The sequence below is a fragment of the Faecalibacillus sp. MSK20_93 genome (assembly GCF_020589945.1).
Classification (GTDB): domain Bacteria; phylum Bacillota_I; class Bacilli_A; order Erysipelotrichales; family Coprobacillaceae; genus Faecalibacillus; species Faecalibacillus intestinalis.
Genome location: NZ_JAJDKA010000002.1, coordinates 61,381 through 76,950, shown reverse-complemented (window position 1 = coordinate 76,950; position 15,570 = coordinate 61,381). Strand labels below are relative to the sequence as shown.

The window sequence follows — 15,570 nt, the reverse complement described above, 5'->3', positions numbered from 1 at the left end:
ACAAATATTATGGATGGATTTTTATAATTATTCTATAATATTCTTGTTGGAGGTGATTAGATGATCTTAAATACTGGTAATCGTACAGATATTCCTGCCTTTTTTAGTGACTGGTTTTTTAATCGTATTCAAGAAGGTTTTGTCTGTGTTCGTAATCCCTATTTCCCTCATCAAGTCACAAAATATATTTTAGATCCTCAAGTCATTGATATTATTTGTTTTTGTACTAAAAATCCTAAACCAATGCTTTCACGTCTAGATTTAATCAAAGACTATAAACAATTCTGGTTTGTAACAATCACCCCTTACAATCAAACGATTGAACCCTATGTTCCCAATAAAAACGAAATTATTCGTAGCTTCATTGAACTATCTAAAAAAATAGGAAGTCATTGTATTGGTTGGCGTTATGACCCTATCTTTTTAAATGATTATTATACCATTGAATATCATCTTCGAATCTTTGAAAAAATGTGTCAAAAACTAACTGGATATACTCATCAATGTGTCATTAGTTTTATCGATTTATATCAAAAAACAAAAAAGAATTTTAAAGAAGTTCAAGAAGTAAGTCAAAAAAATCAAATCTATCTTTGTCAGAAATTTGTAGAAATTGGAAAAAAATATAACATTGAAATCTATTCATGTCACGAAAATGAATTTTTAAAAACAACAGGTGTTCATACAAGTGGGTGTATGAATCAACAAATTATTGAAAGAGCTCTAGGTCATTCATTAAAACTACCTAAAATAAATGAAGCTAGACAAGGATGCCGTTGTTTATTAAATAATGATATTGGCGTTTATAATACGTGTTTACATGGTTGCCTTTATTGTTATGCCAATTACGATCGTGTAACTGTTTTAAAAAATGTTAAAATGCATAATAAAAAGTCCCCTTTTTTAATTGGAGACTTTCAAAAAGACGATATTATTAAAGAAGCAAAACAGGTTTCTTATATTGATCGACAACTTTCCCTATTTTAAGGGATGTGCGTGGCGATAAGCAACACCTCTAGTAATACGTAATAAATTATCTTCTCCAGGAAATTTCACAGGTACAACTGGATTTTCTTGATACATTTTCATTACATCTTCAATATCGACAATGATTTCATCAAATTTCATGAGTCCATACATTTTAGGTGGAAGTAAATAAAGTGGTTTATCAATTGTTTGATTTTTTAAAGCTCTATCTAATTCTACCTTCAAATGTGGACATAAAATAACAACATCAAAACGGTCTAATTCTTTTAATCCTAAACCAAATGGTAAAAATTCAATACTGTATTTATCTTCTAAATTTTTTTCTTTAATTTCTTTTTCCATCCTTGTTGCAATAGCACTTGAAGAAAAGCCCCCACCACAACATAATAATATTCTAATCATTTAAACACCTCACTATTTGTTAGTATAACATACCATCCATTTCAATGTAAGGGCTTTTATTTTTCTTTGTAATTTTTTTCTTATCTTTTTAAGTTTCACTTTTTTACCTTTTCATCATATTTTATAGTAGGTGATTTTATGTATCCTTATCAAAACCCCAATTATTATTACTATCAACCTCAGATGTATCCTTATTTTCAAAGAATGCCTAAAAAATTCAATTTACAACATACTCTTCATACAACGATACGAGGTATTCAAATCGCAAATCAAGTTATTCCTATTATCTATCAAGTAAAACCATTAATTGATAATACCAAACAAGGTTTGACTTTATTAAAAGCAATGAATCATTTAAATGACATAGATTTTGATGAAATAGAAAAGGAATTAAAACCAATTTCTAAAGAAAACAATGAAATATTTGAAAATATGTTATAATCATCTTTGAGGTGATAAAAGATGTTAGTAAAAGGTATTGTTCCTAGAGGTTATTGTAAAGGCGTTGTTCGTGCAATTGAAATAGCTAAAAAACAAGCACACCAAACAACACCTGTTTATATTCTAGGAATGATTGTACATAATCAATATATTGTAAATGCTTTAGAAGATTTAGGAATTCAAACAATTGATATCAAAGGAAAAACACGATTAGAACTATTAGATGAAATCAATGAAGGAAAAGTCATTATTACTGCTCATGGAGCAAGTCAAAAAGTATTTGATAAAGCGAAAGAAAAAGGTTTAGAAGTAATTGATGCCTCTTGTTTAGATGTAATTAAAACTCATGACCTTATTCAAGATAAATTAAATGAAGGTTATGAAATTTTGTATATTGGTAAAAAGGGACATCCTGAAGCAGAAGGCGCAATTTCAATTGATGAAAAAAGAATTCATTTAATAACAAATATAGATGATTTAAAAACAATAGATCCTACTAAAAAATATGTTATGACTAATCAAACAACAATGTCTCTTTATGATGTTTATGATTTATGCGAAAAAGCAAAAGAAATTTTACCTTTTGTAGAAATTGAAAAAGAAACATGCACAGCTACTAAAATACGTCAAGAAGCTATTAAAAACATTGAAGATGATGTTGATATTATCTTTATTGTGGGTGATCCTCATTCAAACAACACAAGAAAACTTGCAAGTATTGCTCATGATTATCATACATGTGACGTTTATATGATTGAAAGTATTGAAGATTTAGAAATTGAATGGTTAAAAAATAAAAGATATGCTGCTGTAAGCTCAGGAGCTTCTACACCAACATATCTTACAAATCAAGTAATTGATTATTTAAAACAATTTGATATCAATGATTCTAAAACATATCAAAAACCTATCATTGATAAAAATAAAATATTAAACCAAAAAGATGCTTAGATCCAATGTCATTAAGTTAGGGCTTGATGACTATAAGAGGTTTACATAGAATATTTAATTATTCTTTATTTAATCATTTTAGCAACTATTAAATTTTTAGATTCTTTCTTACTTTAGGGTACTATTCAAATAAAAGACTTCATATATTATAGATAATCACTATAAGATTGAAGTCTTTTAATTTATTATTTACCCATTATCGAGTTAGAATCATTGTTGTTATAAATGTAAAAATTTTTTTCATAATTAATCCACCTCTTCAATTGTATATTCTATATATTTGACTTTTGAATTTTCTGAATCACGATAGCTTTTATAAATAAGTATTCCACGCCATAAACAGCATACTAGGATTGCTACAGTACATATAATGATTGCTTTTTTTAAAATATTTCTTATTCGAGATTGTTTGATTAAATAATTAGCATCCTGCTCTTCAAAATAGGAAACAATAATATCAGAAGGATAACCAAATTCATTGCATAAATCATCATAAGTTACATTATCCAAATCAATATTTTCAATAATATTTGTTTTTAATCTCTTTAAAAAGGTTTTTTCATTTTTTGATAAAAACGGAAAAAAATGTTTACAATCTTTGATATATTTATTGACATTCCTATTCACTTTCATATTTATTCTCCATAATTCTTTCAATACTATTAATCATTGCTAAATACTCTTCATATAGCTTCTGCATATGTACAATGCCCTTATCTTCGATATGATAATAAATTCTTGTCTGTCTTTTACCAACAAGCCTTTTTTCATCACTTATTAGACCTTCGTCTAACAATCTATATAAAATAGGGTACATTGTACCTTCGGCTATATGTATTGTTCCATTGGATATTTTATCTAGAGTTTGTACTATTTGATAACCATAACAGTCACCTTCGCTAATTATTTTTAATAGCAACATTTCCATTTTAAAAAATCCTTTTGTATTTTTTGCCATATCGTATCACCTACTAAAATTATAAATATATAGCATATTTAATTCAATACCTATATAAAATAAGTATTAGTTGACATATGAAATATTTATGCTACACTGTAATTAAGGAAAGCGCTTACCCGAAAATATGAGGTGAATAATATTATTTAAGAAAGAATTTAATTGTTTATCTGTACTGTTTATGATGCTTTTAACTGTTTTTGGAGGAAATTCAAATGTAAATACTTTAGAAAATAATAGTATTACTCCAAGAGCAATTGAAACATATACAAAAGATTATGTAGTAGGTTGCGATGATTATGGATATTCAAAGATTTAATTAACAATTAAACATAATATGACTACAGGTAAGAAAATGGTTTATAGTAAAGATTATGATAAACACTTTAATAGTAAATGGGATAATGTACATGTTAATGAAGTTAAAACAACTCCAGCAGTAGGATTTGTTATTAAAGGAAATACGATCAAGGTAGAAGTTACAGTTTATCAATTTGGACTACAAAGTGCAAAAGGTACAGTAACGATTTATCTATAGCTACTTACACGAAGAGGCGGTGAGATTATGAAAAGAAAATTGGATGTATATTTACTATATTTTAGTTATGTTGTAGAATTGATTTATCTTTTTTCAGCAAGAATATTTAATAATTATGAAAGTACCCATACAATACATGTTTCAGAATCAGGTAAACCAATCTTTGGTAATATGAAAATTTATTTGGATATTTCAATATTTTCTTATTATTTATTTTTTGCAATTATGATTTTATATATTTTATTTATTTTATTAAAGTTAAAAAATAAAGTACCGATAAATCTTTTGAAAAATACAAAACTTTCTTTAATCATTCTTCTCATTGAATTAATTAACACAGGTTTTATATTTCATTTTACTAATTTATTAGCATCAAGTTCCTTATTATTTGTTTGTGTTGTTCTAATTACAAACTTTATTTTGTATCTAAAGTATAAGAATATTATACAAAATGGAATACTTATAAAAAGCTAAATAAAAAAGCCAAGTTAGCAATGTCATTAAGTTAAGGCTTGGTGACTATAGGAGGTTTACATAAAAATGTAGACCTCTTTTTTAACTACAGCAAAATAAAAATCAGAAGAATCTATCTGATTGATATTCCTTCTGATTGAATTTATGTCGTATTAACTTAATGACATTGGGTTCAGACATCTTTTTCTTGTGGTAACCATTGGACTTTGAAAAAATAAATGATAAAAATCAAACTACATACGACCCATGTTGTAGGCCATCCTAAAAAGACATAAACAATATCACTTGTTACTTTTGTAATTAAGAAAAGATAAATTTGTCTCAAGAAAACAAAAGAGAATATCATCACATACATTGGAACAGCTGAACGTCCAGCTCCACGTAAAACTCCATTGATAACTTGATTGATTGGTAAAACAATATAGAATGGTAAGAATGTTAACTGCATCAATCTTCCAGCATCAATCACATCTTTTTCTTGATTAAATAAAGCAATAAAATCACGACCAAAGAAATACATAATTACTACAAAACAAGCAATGGTAAGTGTTGCTAATGCTGTTGTAATATAAGCTCCTTTTTTTACACGGTCATACTGTTTAGCTCCTATATTTTGACCAACAAAAGTTGTAATAGCCATATTAAAAGCTTGTAAAGGTAAGTTAACAAAACCATCTATTTTAATCGTTACAGAATAACCTGCTATAACAGAGGCTCCATAAACATTAATATAAGATTGAACAATGACATTTGATAAAGAAACAATACTTTGTTGAAAACCTGTAGGTAAACCAATTTTTATAATTTTTAATAAAATTTCTTTGTCAAAACCAATTTCCTTTAAAATAACTTTATAATCATCCTCTGTTTTCATTAAAACATACATGACCATAATTGCTGAAATAGCTTGAGCAATTAAAGTCGCATATCCTGCACCAGCTACACCAAAATGAAAATATTTAACAAATAAAAAGTCTAGGATAATATTAACAACACTTGAAAAAATCAAAAAATAAAGCGGTCTTTTAGAATCTCCCACCGAACGTAAGATACCTGATCCCATATTATAGACCATTACAAAAATAAGACTCCAAAAATAAATAGATAAATACGTTGAAGCTTCAGAAAACACTTCACTAGGAACACCAATTGCTTTTAAAATTGGATCATTAAATAATAAACCAACAATCGTTAAAACAACTCCCATAACAAGAGTTAAAGCGATACTATTATGAATTGCTCTTTTCATTTTACAAGTATTACCAGCTCCAAAGAATTGAGCAATGACAACTCCTGCCCCTGTTGAAATGCCCATAAAAAAACCAATCAACATATTAATAATTGGTGTACTTGCACCAACTGCCGCTAAAGCAACTTTTCCAACATAATTTCCTACAACATAAGAATCGACTGCATTATAAAGTTGTTGAAATAAGTTACCTATTAATAAAGGAATTGAAAACAAAATAATTGCTTTGACAATACTTCCTTTTGTTAAATCCTGTGTATTTCCTTTCATACATTCACCTTCCATTTATAATTTTACTCTTATTTTATTGAAAACAAAAATATTTGCACGAAATGAAAAAAAATAATTTCAATACATTCTTTTCGCTATAATAAAATTAAGTTGGAGGTTAGTTATGAATAAAAAAATTATCTTTTTTGATGTTGATGGTACTCTCGTTGATGTTAGACCTGCAAGAGAATATGTACCAGAATCAACAATCAAAGCAGTAAGAGAAACAAGAAAAAAAGGAAATTTATGTTTTTTATGTACAGGAAGATCACTTGCTGAAATCTACCCACATATTTTAGATGTCGGTTTTGATGGCATCATTGGTGCTGGTGGTGGCTTTGTAACCATTGGTGATGAAATGCTTTATCATAAAAAAGTATCTAACAAAGATGTACATCGTGTCGTTGATTTCTTTGAAGAAAATGATTATGACTACTATCTTGAAAGTAATGGTGGATTATTTGCTAGTGAAAATTTAGTATCTCGCTTAGAAATGATTACTTATGGCGATTTAGAAAATGACGAAAAGGCTAGAAAGAAAAAAGCTGAACAACCAAGTCACTTTATTACATCTTTAATAGAGGGAGAAAGTATGTATCGTAGTGATGTCAATAAAATTTGTTTTTTAGAAAATAAAGATATTCCTTTTCAAACAATTATAGATAACTTTTCTGATGCATTCAATGTTATTCATTGTACCGTTCCTTCTTTTGGAGATGACTCAGGAGAATTATCCGTTGTTGGTGTTAACAAGGCAAGCGCCATTGAAGCACTTATCAATCATTTAAATATTCCTCAAGAAAATACTTTTGCCTTTGGCGATGGCATGAATGACGCTGATATGTTAGAGTATTGCCATATCGGTATCGCTGTTGGTAACGCTAAAGAAGGTTTAAAAGCAATTGCTGATGAAGTATGTGATGATATTGCTGAAGATGGTATTTATAAAACCATGAAAAAATATCAACTTATATAAAAAAACATTGGCTTTTTTTCCAATGTTTTTTTATTAGAGTAAATGTGACATTAAAATGGTTGCAAGTCCTAAAAATGCAAAGAAGCCAAACATATCTGTACATGTTGTTACAAAAACCCCACTGGCAAGGGCTGGATCAACATGAAATCTATCTAAAATAACCGGTACAAAATAACCTGCAAGTGTGGCAACGATCATGTTACAAATCATGGCGAGTCCAGCTACAACACCAAACCATGGATTACCAGCAAAGAACCAAGCCCCTGCTGAAACTAATGCCCCAATGATAACACCATTTAAAATACCAAGTCCAATTTCTTTTAATAAAACTTTGCGAGCATTTTCTTTATCTAATTCTCCTAGTGATAAACCACGAACAACAATAGTTAAAGTTTGTGTTCCGGCATTACCACCCATTCCTGTAATAATCGGGCTAATCGTTGCAAGAGCAACAACTTTCGCAATTGTTCCTTCAAAAACACTAACAACACTTGAAGCCATAATTGCTGTAAAAAGATTGACAATCAACCAAGGAATACGGTTTTTAAAAGATTCTACAAGTGTTGAATCTAAACGTTCTTCAGAACCAACACCTCCTAATAAGTTCATATCTTCTGTTGTTTCTTCTTCGATGACATCCATAACATCATCGATATCAATAACACCTAATAAATGATGTTGTTCATCTATAACAGGCATCAAAATATATCCATATTTACTAAAAGTCTTCGCAACTTCTTCTTGGTCTTCATAATAATAAACAGCTTTAACATTTTGATTTGTAATCTCGAGCATTTGTGTATCAAAGGTACTTGTAACGATATCACCTAAAGAAACAACCCCCTTTAATACATTATCTTTATCTACAACATAAAGATAATGTCTAGGTTCTTCTTCCGTTGTTTGCAAAAATAACAATGTTTCTTTGACTGTATTATTTGCATGAATATCTAAATATTCAGTTGTCATGATTCCCCCAGCAGTTTCTGGGTTATATTGTAATAACTGTTTGACATCTTCTTTATCGTCATCTTCCAATAACTCTAAAAAAGCATTTTTTTCATCTTCATCTTCGATTGATCCGATAACATCCGTAATAACGTCATGACTTACTTCATCTAAGATTTGTTTTTGTTTGTATTTTGAAAATAAATTCAACCATTCTAAGATAAGTTCTTCATCATCTTCTTCATCTAAAATATCACCAATAACTTCATTTGGTAAATGTTCTAAAATTTCTTTTGATGAATCTTCATCTTCATGTAAAATATCAAGGATATCTGCCGGGTGAATATTTTCTAAAACTTCTTTAATTATTTCTTTATTCCCATGAAGAATTAAATTTTTTAATTCTTCAGAAGTCATTTGTTTTATCATTTATTTTCCCCCTCTTATTTAAAGAGGAACTTTACCGACGGTGGTAAATGATCCTCACTATTACCATTGTGTCCACCGGATAACGGGTCTACTATCATTATTACCACCTCCACCTTGTTCATTTTATCATAATGTTCAAACTTTTAAAGAAAAAAATCATTTTTTACATAATAAAAAGATTGATTTTATAAAAAAAGAAGATAACATTTGGTATCTTCTTATTTAGAACACATATTTCTTTGATTTTCTTGATCATAATCAAACAAACCATCATTCTTTTCTTCAAGTGCTTTAATCATATGATAAGTATATTCATTATAAGGTGTAGGAATATGAAGCTCCTTCCCCATTTTAATCAACGCTCCAGAAAACATATCAATTTCACTATGACGTTTAGCATCTAAATCTTGCAATGTTGAATAACGAGCACTTGCTGGCACAGCACTTCCTCGCGACGAAGAAGAATCAGCTTTACTTAAATCAATTCCTTTAGCGTGTGCAATAGTTTCAAGTTCATGACGTAAACCATCTTGAATAAATTTCATATGTTCACTATCTCGATAACATCCTACTCCTGCACCTAAAATAGCTTGAGGTAAATTATTACAAACATTTAAACGAAATTTACTCCAAATTTCTTCTTGAATATATTCACTTGCACGAAAGTGGATTCCTGTATTTTCAAATAATGATTCTATTGCTTGTACACGTTTGCTTTGACAATGTGCTTGTAATTCTCCAAAAACAATTCCAAACATCGGTGTACAAGGGGTACAAACAAGATAAAATAGAAATGAGGGGTGATAGAGCGGAAATGTCAGATTTTCCACTCTATCTGAACACGGTCGCTGGTGGCCTTGATCGTAGAAATCAAGCCATCAGCGGCTTTTCTTTTGTCGTCAAAATCTATGCTGTCCCAGTTGTCGAGATAATAGGATAACTTCTTTATCTGCTGGGGAGATATGGTTTCAACACTCAATTCGGCGATTGCCTTTGAAATGGTCTGGCGTCGGGTGTCCAGTTCTTCAATTTTTTTGTTGGCGTAGGCAAGCAAGGTCGCATTGGCTCCGGTCAGCGTATCCAGCAGCTTTTCAATTTCTGCCTCCACCTGTGCCAGTTCCACTTGATAGGCTGTCAGTTTCGGATTGACTTTTTCCTCCCTGCCGTGGAGTATCTGAAAATCTTTGAACTTTTCCTGCATGGCCGAGAAAATGAATTGCTCAAATTCTTCTTTGCGGATTTTCCCGCAGCCCGGACAGCCTTTATTTTCCGTCCGTTTGGTACAGCGGAAATACCCGGTGCTGTTTGGTACATGGGTGGCTTTCAGAGCATACCCACAATGACCGCACTTGATTTTTCCAGCCATCCAAGTGTTCTTCGGTTTTCGTCCCTGCTGGAAGGTGGTATTTGCCATAAGTTTTTTCCGACATTTCAGCCATGTGTCAGAGGAAATGAGTGCTTCATGAGGAGCGATAACAAGTATCTGGTCTTTTAAGCACCTGTCCTTGTCCTCCTTCACATCCCGTCCCTGATAGAGATAGCAGCCGTTTGTTCCGGCAAAGTCAGAAGCGTCATTGACAATCGCTGCGCCCTGACTCTTGAAAAATTCGTACAGCTCCAAGTCGGCCTGTGCGTAAACGGGGTTTCTTAAAAGCTGGGAAAGAAATGTACGGAACATGGATTTGCCATAAATTTTTATGTCATGTTCCTCGAAGTATCGGGTAATATCTCCGAAGGAGGTTTCCGGTTCAGCGTACATTTCAAACATCAGCCGAACATGGTCGGCGGCTACGGGGTCGGCAACCATTTTCTTTGTGCGGATACCTTCTACCACAGTAGGCTCTAACTGATAACCGTATGGTGCCTGTCCGCTCATGTGAAAGCCTTTCAGGCACCGGGAATAGTAGGCGTCTGTGACACGCTTCTGAATTGTCTCACGTTCAAGCTGGGCGAATACAATGCAGATATTCAGCATGGCCCGGCCCATCGGGGTCGAAGTATCAAACTTTTCCGTGGAGGATACAAACTCCACATCGTACTCTTGAAACAGCTCCATCATCGTTGCAAAGTCCAGAATAGAGCGGCTTATACGGTCCAGTTTATACACGATGACCCGCCTGACCTTTCCCTTGCGGATCTCGCCCAACAGCTTTTGAAACTCCGGCCTATCCGTATTTTTACCGGAATAGCCTTTGTCCTTGAATACCCGGCAGCTCCCACCTTTCAATTCATACTTGCAAAAGTCAATCTGACTTTCAATGCTGATACTGTCCTTGCGGTCTACTGACTGTCTTGCGTAAATACAATCTTCTCTGATAAATTCCATATTGGGCTCCTTTCCTTGTTGGAATGGAGCTACCAACCTTACAACTATATTATACCATCAGCAGCCCCGGACAACAATGTTGCGAATGATTAGGGAAATCTGTCCCCATATTTGCTGAACACATCATAAAGACAACGCTCAATTTCTTTTTTGCGCTGTTCTTTCTCCTTCGGGGGAAGTACCGGCGTGAGGCTTTCCAGCACAATGATCTTCCCTTGAAATGCGACAGACTTTGTTTCTCGTTCATAAGTGACAGCTTGCGTCATTGAAAACCTCCTTTGCGAAAGTGCGTGTATATGCCTGCCTTTCCCGCTTGTCCTGTGGGGAAATGTCAAAAGACGGCACCCAGCAGGTGCCGCCCTTTGAGCTTTCTCCACTTCGGGGCGATATGGACCGAGGTCAGTAAGGACTGGAATGGTACTTTTCTTTGGCGTCCTCCACGCTGTTGAGGTCAAATACTTCATAAAGCTGTCCCACAACACGCCGTATATCCTTCTTTGAAAATCCGCAGTCCTCCATTGCCATAATGACATAGCCGCGGCAGGCGTCATTGCTCCATTCGTCCGTTTCCAAGCCGGGGATCATTCCAAACGCATTTCCCATAAAATGCTCCTTTTTTGAAAAGATGGGGAGCCACGCCGGATCGGTTGGCCTATCATCAGACAGCATTGCCGGGGACTCCCCATAGGTTTTCACTTCATTTCAGACACATCGGACGGACATAGGCTTCATGCCCCATAGTATTTCAACTCTCCCCATTCTGATGGCAAGGCGTTCTCATTGCCTGCGACGGCTCACGGCTTGCAAGGCCGCTTCAACGCTCGGACTGTGACTAAACGCAAGTATCCGGGTTCTGCGCCTGTTCCGGTGGAGCCAGCCTTGCCCCACCTATGGCATGGACCTGTTCGCTCGCTCAGTTTTACAAAGACTGTATTCTCTGAAATCCGAGGTCATGGCGGGTCTGTCACACAGCGCGTTCCCCTTCGTATCCGGGTGTCTTTTTATTCAATTTTCAATCTGCATGAGGCTTGTCTGAACCTCGGGTCACTGTGACCCGAACTGTTTTGCCTCTCATAAGCCATTTCATTTTCCGGTCTAAATCGGTACGCCTTACAAAGAATTTTTCAAAATTTTTTCTAAGCGCCGCAGACCTCGCTCGATTGCGACACGAACCACTTTTTCATGGACGCCCTCTGCCCGAGCAATGTCCTGTTTGGTCATGCCTAGAATGAAATGAGCATAAATCCGTTTTGCCTGTTTGTCCGGCAGACTGGAAATCGCTGCGTGAAGCTCCTGCATCGTCACTTTCCGCTCATACAGTTCATGGGGAGATAAGGCAACAAAGACAGCTTCATGCTCCAGCCCGTCATCCCGATCAAGGGAATAGTAGGCTTTGTGGCGGTATGTACGCAGCCGATAAGCAGCCTCTTTACGATCAAACTCTTTGAACATTTCTGCAACTTCTTCCGATACTTCCATGAAGCAATCCGATGTATAGAATGGGTAATAGTCCCGCAAATTGATAATAGCCATATTGACCTCCGTTTCGGTTGTTGGTTGACGAGTGACCGAAACGAAGGCGGCGGGGAGCGGCACCGGGGAATGACTTCGGGCCAACATGACCCGAAGCTAACCCATAAGAACGCAAAAGCGCCCGGGCGGCATGAAGCCACACGGACGCATGAAATGACATAATAGTTAAGGTTCCAACAAATTTCGCATACATAGCCGGAATACCCCGGAGGGGGAGCTACGCTTTTTTTAGCTGGTGCAGGTCATGGGGACTGTGAAAAAAGGCAAAAATAGACACGGCGGCAATCCTCCTATATGCCGCCGTGGATTTACACGGTGTTAGGTCGTCGTTGGTTTAGGGGGGAGCGAAAAGAAACGGCGGCTCTGATTTCTCAAAGCCGCCGTTTCATAGGCGCGAGAATGTGTCTGCTTTACGACGGCTTTTTTTCTTTTGCCGTCGTCCGGCAGTTAATTTTCTATTTTTTTCTTATGAGAAAAGACAATCAATCCAACCAGAAACAGAACAATAAAGCAAAATACAATGCTAATACATCCGCCAATGGTGGCCGATATAGGCACCTCATAGTAAGTGGATTTATCCGAGAAGAACATAGACACACGATATGCAAAGCTACCCGGAATGACAAAGCCTCTTTCTGAACCGATGAACAGGCAAGATACAAAGCCATATATAACTCCGACAACGCTTGTTACAATAATATTGCGGCTCAGATTGATAACGATTGCCCCTAAACAGGTCGTTACAAAAACGACAACACCGGCTTCAATTCCAAACCCGATTGCCAGCTTGAGGAACAGGGAAATACCGCCGGTCAACCTGCCAGCTCCATTGAGTATCGCCACCAATAGGCCAAATGCGATAAATAAGACAGCCGCAAAACAGATGCCGATAACGACGCTGACAGTAACTTTCGATAGAAAGAGCTTCTTCTTTGAAAACCCGTAGGTAATCCAGTTGATGTAAGTTTTGTTTTTGTATTCCTGATAAAACAGCGAACCAATCAAAATGAAGAGCACCATTGGGAAGAACATGGAAAACTGGTTATTCATAAAGAAGAACAGGTCAGCAAGTGATGTTGTGCTACTGTTGAAAATTGCTCCTGCTCCGCCGGTAATGATGGGAAGAAGCGACAACAGCAGAAGAAATACCATAAACCATTCCCGCTTCAACTTGTAAAACTCATTTTTAATCAACACTCCCATTATGCTTCCTCCCTCTGGCCGGAAGTCATAATATCCTCATACAGGGCTTCCAGTTCCTTTTCGTTATAGTCGTTTTCTACAATCTTGATGATTTTTCCGTCACGAATGAAAATAAGAACATCCGTGACAGCAGCAATCTCCGTCAGATTATGGCTTGATACCAAAATACAGTGTTGTGGAGATTTTAAGCGTTCTTTCAGAAGCAGCCGTATTTCCTTTATCCCCATCGGATCAAGACCGTTGGTAGGTTCGTCCAGCAGTAAATATTGAACATCGCCTAAAAAGGCGCGAGCAATTCCCAGTCGTTGGCGCATCCCCAAAGAAAGTTGAGAGAACAGCTTTTTTCGGGCATCCAGCAAGTTCACTTGTTTGAGCGCCACTTCGATGTTTGGTCTTTTCAGACCTAAATATTGTGCGTGGAGCTTCAAATTTTCCTCTACGGTGAGCCGGGGGTAAAAAGCCGGGTATTCAATCAAACTTCCAAAACATCTACTGGAAACGGGCTGTCCATCAGAGAGGATTTCTCCCGAAAAGGCAGTCAGACCCAGCATGGACTTAAACAGTGTTGTTTTACCGGCTCCGTTTGGCCCCAGTACACCATAGATTTTTCCTTGCTCTAAAGTCAAGTTGATGTTGGACAGCAATGCGGTATTTCCAACATTCAAATTTACATTTTTGATTTGCAGCATGAAATACCTCCGTTATTGAAAAAAGATGAAAAGCAAAAAGGCCACAGCATAAATCAAAAATGAAATACTAATGGGTTTTGATCTCTGTTTTAGTCCTTTTAGTCCATCGCTCAATACGCCATGCAAGGCCGTGAGCAGGCACACCGCCAAAGCGATGATAGAAACCACTAAAGCTACTTTAACCATTTGTTTATACCTCCTATGGCTCATACTTTACCAAAGAGGTTTAAGATTTGTTTGAGAAAAGTCTAAGGAAAGTCTAAGGATGAAAAAAGAGCCGCCGAAGCAGCCCTTTAGGAATTGACAATGGGAAACACGACTTGAATTGCAAAGATACCGTTTTGCAAGGAAGCGACAATTTGCCCGCCCATGCGGGTCACAAGTCTTTGAGCGATTGCCAATCCCAGCCCGGTTGTCTTTTTTGTTCGTGACTGGTCGGTGGTGTAAAAACGGTCAAACAAATGAGGAATATCTTCTTGCTGAATACTGCTCGACGCATTTTTAATGGTTATGACCGTTTGAGCTTCTTCTATCGCTGCGGTGATTTGATAATTTCCCTCCCCGTGAACAAGTGCATTATAAACCACATTTGAGAAAATCCGGGTCAAGGCATCTGGATCGCCCCAAATGATAGCTGGTGGATTTGGGATAACGATATAGGGGACACATTTTTTCTGTTCAAAATCGCCGTAGTATGAGGCGACAACATCCCGAAGTACACTGTGTATATCCGTATTTCTACAATTCAATTTCAGTTCGTCGGCCTCAATCCTTACAAATTCAAACAGTTGGTCGAGAAGCAGCTTTACAGCGGAAATTCTTTCTCCCGCAATCGTTGCATATTCTTTTTGCTCCCCTGTTAAATCCTGTTCCTGTAAGAGCTGGATATAGCCATTTGCTGTTGCCAGCGGCGTTCGCAAGTCATGGGAAAGACTGGTAATGGTATCTCGGAACAGTGTATCGCTCCGTTCAATTTCCTGCCCCATGCTACGATATTTTTTCAGAAGATGATTGATACTTGCAGCCAAATCCTGTATTGTCCCATCCGTTTTTTCCACCATAATTTCGGTTTGCGTATCACGGTCAATCAGAAAGTCAATCTGTTTTTTTACTTTCTGAACCAACTTTCGCTGATAAATCAGTTTCAGGGACAAAAACAGGGAAAGCATTGCAAGCAAGATACATAACACCATCAT

At 35.6% G+C, this 15,570-nt stretch carries 21 protein-coding genes; 7 read left to right on the top strand and 14 right to left on the bottom strand.

The features are described 5' to 3' along the window. Positions 1 to 60 precede the first annotated feature (60 nt). Positions 61 to 987, top strand: a complete 927-nt coding sequence (locus LJD34_RS01245) for a DUF1848 domain-containing protein (protein WP_227358993.1) — start codon at positions 61 to 63, stop codon at positions 985 to 987. On the opposite strand, the gene LJD34_RS01240 is transcribed toward LJD34_RS01245, so the two are convergent. Next, the gene (locus LJD34_RS01240; RefSeq protein WP_107029032.1) at positions 979 to 1,389 is read right to left on the bottom strand and encodes a PTS sugar transporter subunit IIB; all 411 of its coding nucleotides are present in this window, start codon (positions 1,387 to 1,389) and stop codon (positions 979 to 981) included. The genes LJD34_RS01245 and LJD34_RS01240 overlap by 9 nt on opposite strands. Before the next feature lie 138 nt (positions 1,390 to 1,527). Between LJD34_RS01240 and LJD34_RS01235 the strand changes: the two genes are divergently transcribed. Both LJD34_RS01235 and LJD34_RS01230 read left to right on the top strand, forming a co-directional pair. Further along, positions 1,528 to 1,830, top strand: a complete 303-nt coding sequence (locus LJD34_RS01235) for a hypothetical protein (protein WP_107029031.1) — start codon at positions 1,528 to 1,530, stop codon at positions 1,828 to 1,830. A gap of 21 nt (positions 1,831 to 1,851) precedes the next feature. After that, positions 1,852 to 2,781, top strand: a complete 930-nt coding sequence (locus LJD34_RS01230) for a 4-hydroxy-3-methylbut-2-enyl diphosphate reductase (protein WP_227358992.1) — start codon at positions 1,852 to 1,854, stop codon at positions 2,779 to 2,781. A 246-nt stretch (positions 2,782 to 3,027) separates the two neighbouring features. Here the strand turns inward: LJD34_RS01230 and LJD34_RS01225 are convergent, their stop codons facing one another. After that, positions 3,028 to 3,414 carry a DUF6120 family protein gene (locus tag LJD34_RS01225; protein ID WP_227358991.1) on the bottom strand — a complete coding sequence of 129 codons (387 nt, stop codon included), beginning with the start codon at positions 3,412 to 3,414 and terminating at the stop codon, positions 3,028 to 3,030. Then, complete coding sequence (locus tag LJD34_RS01220; protein ID WP_227358990.1) at positions 3,401 to 3,739, bottom strand: PadR family transcriptional regulator; 339 nt, start codon at positions 3,737 to 3,739, stop codon at positions 3,401 to 3,403. Before LJD34_RS01220 ends, LJD34_RS01225 begins: the two co-directional genes overlap by 14 nt. Before the next feature lie 181 nt (positions 3,740 to 3,920). Here LJD34_RS01220 and LJD34_RS01215 point away from each other — a divergent pair, with 181 nt between their 5' ends. Genes LJD34_RS01215 through LJD34_RS01205 form a run of 3 tightly spaced genes read left to right on the top strand, consistent with a single transcriptional unit; the run spans position 3,921 to position 4,751 of the window. Continuing rightward, positions 3,921 to 4,058 (top strand): hypothetical protein, encoded by a 138-nt coding sequence (locus LJD34_RS01215; protein ID WP_227358989.1) that lies wholly within the window; start codon positions 3,921 to 3,923, stop codon positions 4,056 to 4,058. A 36-nt stretch (positions 4,059 to 4,094) separates the two neighbouring features. Continuing rightward, complete coding sequence (locus tag LJD34_RS01210) at positions 4,095 to 4,277, top strand: hypothetical protein (RefSeq protein ID WP_227358988.1); 183 nt, start codon at positions 4,095 to 4,097, stop codon at positions 4,275 to 4,277. 27 nt (positions 4,278 to 4,304) lie between these two features. Next, positions 4,305 to 4,751 carry a hypothetical protein gene (locus tag LJD34_RS01205; RefSeq protein WP_227358987.1) on the top strand — a complete coding sequence of 149 codons (447 nt, stop codon included), beginning with the start codon at positions 4,305 to 4,307 and terminating at the stop codon, positions 4,749 to 4,751. Between the two features lie 172 nt (positions 4,752 to 4,923). On the opposite strand, the gene LJD34_RS01200 is transcribed toward LJD34_RS01205, so the two are convergent. Beyond that, the gene (locus LJD34_RS01200; protein ID WP_227358986.1) at positions 4,924 to 6,270 is read right to left on the bottom strand and encodes an MATE family efflux transporter; all 1,347 of its coding nucleotides are present in this window, start codon (positions 6,268 to 6,270) and stop codon (positions 4,924 to 4,926) included. Between the two features lie 124 nt (positions 6,271 to 6,394). Here LJD34_RS01200 and LJD34_RS01195 point away from each other — a divergent pair, with 124 nt between their 5' ends. Further along, the gene (locus LJD34_RS01195; RefSeq protein ID WP_119363568.1) at positions 6,395 to 7,246 is read left to right on the top strand and encodes a Cof-type HAD-IIB family hydrolase; all 852 of its coding nucleotides are present in this window, start codon (positions 6,395 to 6,397) and stop codon (positions 7,244 to 7,246) included. Positions 7,247 to 7,279: 33 nt separating this feature from the next. Here LJD34_RS01195 and mgtE read toward each other — a convergent pair whose 3' ends face one another. From mgtE to LJD34_RS01145, 10 genes are all read right to left on the bottom strand, one after another. Continuing rightward, complete coding sequence (mgtE, locus tag LJD34_RS01190; RefSeq protein ID WP_147579619.1) at positions 7,280 to 8,623, bottom strand: magnesium transporter; 1,344 nt, start codon at positions 8,621 to 8,623, stop codon at positions 7,280 to 7,282. Positions 8,624 to 8,841: 218 nt separating this feature from the next. After that, positions 8,842 to 9,381 (bottom strand): ketopantoate reductase family protein, encoded by a 540-nt coding sequence (locus tag LJD34_RS01185; RefSeq protein WP_227358985.1) that lies wholly within the window; start codon positions 9,379 to 9,381, stop codon positions 8,842 to 8,844. A 59-nt stretch (positions 9,382 to 9,440) separates the two neighbouring features. After that, on the bottom strand, positions 9,441 to 10,949 hold the full coding sequence (locus LJD34_RS01180) for a recombinase family protein (protein ID WP_227358984.1): 1,509 nt from the start codon (positions 10,947 to 10,949) through the stop codon (positions 9,441 to 9,443). Between the two features lie 89 nt (positions 10,950 to 11,038). Beyond that, the gene (locus LJD34_RS01175) at positions 11,039 to 11,215 is read right to left on the bottom strand and encodes a hypothetical protein (protein ID WP_227079956.1); all 177 of its coding nucleotides are present in this window, start codon (positions 11,213 to 11,215) and stop codon (positions 11,039 to 11,041) included. Between the two features lie 133 nt (positions 11,216 to 11,348). Then, complete coding sequence (locus tag LJD34_RS01170; RefSeq protein ID WP_004064267.1) at positions 11,349 to 11,618, bottom strand: hypothetical protein; 270 nt, start codon at positions 11,616 to 11,618, stop codon at positions 11,349 to 11,351. Positions 11,619 to 12,059: 441 nt separating this feature from the next. Further along, positions 12,060 to 12,482 carry an RNA polymerase sigma factor gene (locus LJD34_RS01165; protein ID WP_004064265.1) on the bottom strand — a complete coding sequence of 141 codons (423 nt, stop codon included), beginning with the start codon at positions 12,480 to 12,482 and terminating at the stop codon, positions 12,060 to 12,062. Between the two features lie 447 nt (positions 12,483 to 12,929). After that, the gene (locus LJD34_RS01160; RefSeq protein ID WP_099357300.1) at positions 12,930 to 13,685 is read right to left on the bottom strand and encodes an ABC transporter permease; all 756 of its coding nucleotides are present in this window, start codon (positions 13,683 to 13,685) and stop codon (positions 12,930 to 12,932) included. Next, positions 13,685 to 14,374 (bottom strand): ABC transporter ATP-binding protein, encoded by a 690-nt coding sequence (locus LJD34_RS01155; protein WP_005930891.1) that lies wholly within the window; start codon positions 14,372 to 14,374, stop codon positions 13,685 to 13,687. The genes LJD34_RS01160 and LJD34_RS01155 overlap by 1 nt, the downstream gene beginning before the upstream one ends. Positions 14,375 to 14,386: 12 nt before the next feature. Continuing rightward, positions 14,387 to 14,560 carry a hypothetical protein gene (locus LJD34_RS01150; protein ID WP_035393653.1) on the bottom strand — a complete coding sequence of 58 codons (174 nt, stop codon included), beginning with the start codon at positions 14,558 to 14,560 and terminating at the stop codon, positions 14,387 to 14,389. 107 nt (positions 14,561 to 14,667) lie between these two features. Beyond that, a complete protein-coding gene (locus LJD34_RS01145; protein WP_002570969.1) occupies positions 14,668 to 15,570 on the bottom strand; it encodes a sensor histidine kinase in 903 nt (300 codons plus the stop codon).

Bases quoted from the DNA above. Each gene is read 5' to 3' on its own strand.
- LJD34_RS01235 (WP_107029031.1), top strand. From the start codon at position 1,528: ATGTATCCTTATCAAAACCCCAATTATTATTACTATCAACCTCAGATG.
- LJD34_RS01210 (WP_227358988.1), top strand. From the start codon at position 4,095: ATGGTTTATAGTAAAGATTATGATAAACACTTTAATAGTAAATGGGAT.
- LJD34_RS01230 (WP_227358992.1), top strand. From the start codon at position 1,852: ATGTTAGTAAAAGGTATTGTTCCTAGAGGTTATTGTAAAGGCGTTGTT.
- LJD34_RS01185 (WP_227358985.1), bottom strand. From the start codon at position 9,381: ATGTTTGGAATTGTTTTTGGAGAATTACAAGCACATTGTCAAAGCAAA.
- LJD34_RS01145 (WP_002570969.1), bottom strand. From the start codon at position 15,570: ATGATGGTGTTATGTATCTTGCTTGCAATGCTTTCCCTGTTTTTGTCC.
- LJD34_RS01195 (WP_119363568.1), top strand. From the start codon at position 6,395: ATGAATAAAAAAATTATCTTTTTTGATGTTGATGGTACTCTCGTTGAT.
- LJD34_RS01180 (WP_227358984.1), bottom strand. From the start codon at position 10,949: ATGGAATTTATCAGAGAAGATTGTATTTACGCAAGACAGTCAGTAGAC.
- LJD34_RS01200 (WP_227358986.1), bottom strand. From the start codon at position 6,270: ATGAAAGGAAATACACAGGATTTAACAAAAGGAAGTATTGTCAAAGCA.
- LJD34_RS01155 (WP_005930891.1), bottom strand. From the start codon at position 14,374: ATGCTGCAAATCAAAAATGTAAATTTGAATGTTGGAAATACCGCATTG.
- LJD34_RS01170 (WP_004064267.1), bottom strand. From the start codon at position 11,618: ATGCTGTCTGATGATAGGCCAACCGATCCGGCGTGGCTCCCCATCTTT.
- LJD34_RS01245 (WP_227358993.1), top strand. From the start codon at position 61: ATGATCTTAAATACTGGTAATCGTACAGATATTCCTGCCTTTTTTAGT.
- LJD34_RS01150 (WP_035393653.1), bottom strand. From the start codon at position 14,560: ATGGTTAAAGTAGCTTTAGTGGTTTCTATCATCGCTTTGGCGGTGTGC.
- LJD34_RS01240 (WP_107029032.1), bottom strand. From the start codon at position 1,389: ATGATTAGAATATTATTATGTTGTGGTGGGGGCTTTTCTTCAAGTGCT.
- LJD34_RS01175 (WP_227079956.1), bottom strand. From the start codon at position 11,215: ATGACGCAAGCTGTCACTTATGAACGAGAAACAAAGTCTGTCGCATTT.
- mgtE (WP_147579619.1), bottom strand. From the start codon at position 8,623: ATGATAAAACAAATGACTTCTGAAGAATTAAAAAATTTAATTCTTCAT.
- LJD34_RS01160 (WP_099357300.1), bottom strand. From the start codon at position 13,685: ATGGGAGTGTTGATTAAAAATGAGTTTTACAAGTTGAAGCGGGAATGG.
- LJD34_RS01205 (WP_227358987.1), top strand. From the start codon at position 4,305: ATGAAAAGAAAATTGGATGTATATTTACTATATTTTAGTTATGTTGTA.
- LJD34_RS01215 (WP_227358989.1), top strand. From the start codon at position 3,921: ATGATGCTTTTAACTGTTTTTGGAGGAAATTCAAATGTAAATACTTTA.
- LJD34_RS01220 (WP_227358990.1), bottom strand. From the start codon at position 3,739: ATGGCAAAAAATACAAAAGGATTTTTTAAAATGGAAATGTTGCTATTA.
- LJD34_RS01165 (WP_004064265.1), bottom strand. From the start codon at position 12,482: ATGGCTATTATCAATTTGCGGGACTATTACCCATTCTATACATCGGAT.
- LJD34_RS01225 (WP_227358991.1), bottom strand. From the start codon at position 3,414: ATGAAAGTGAATAGGAATGTCAATAAATATATCAAAGATTGTAAACAT.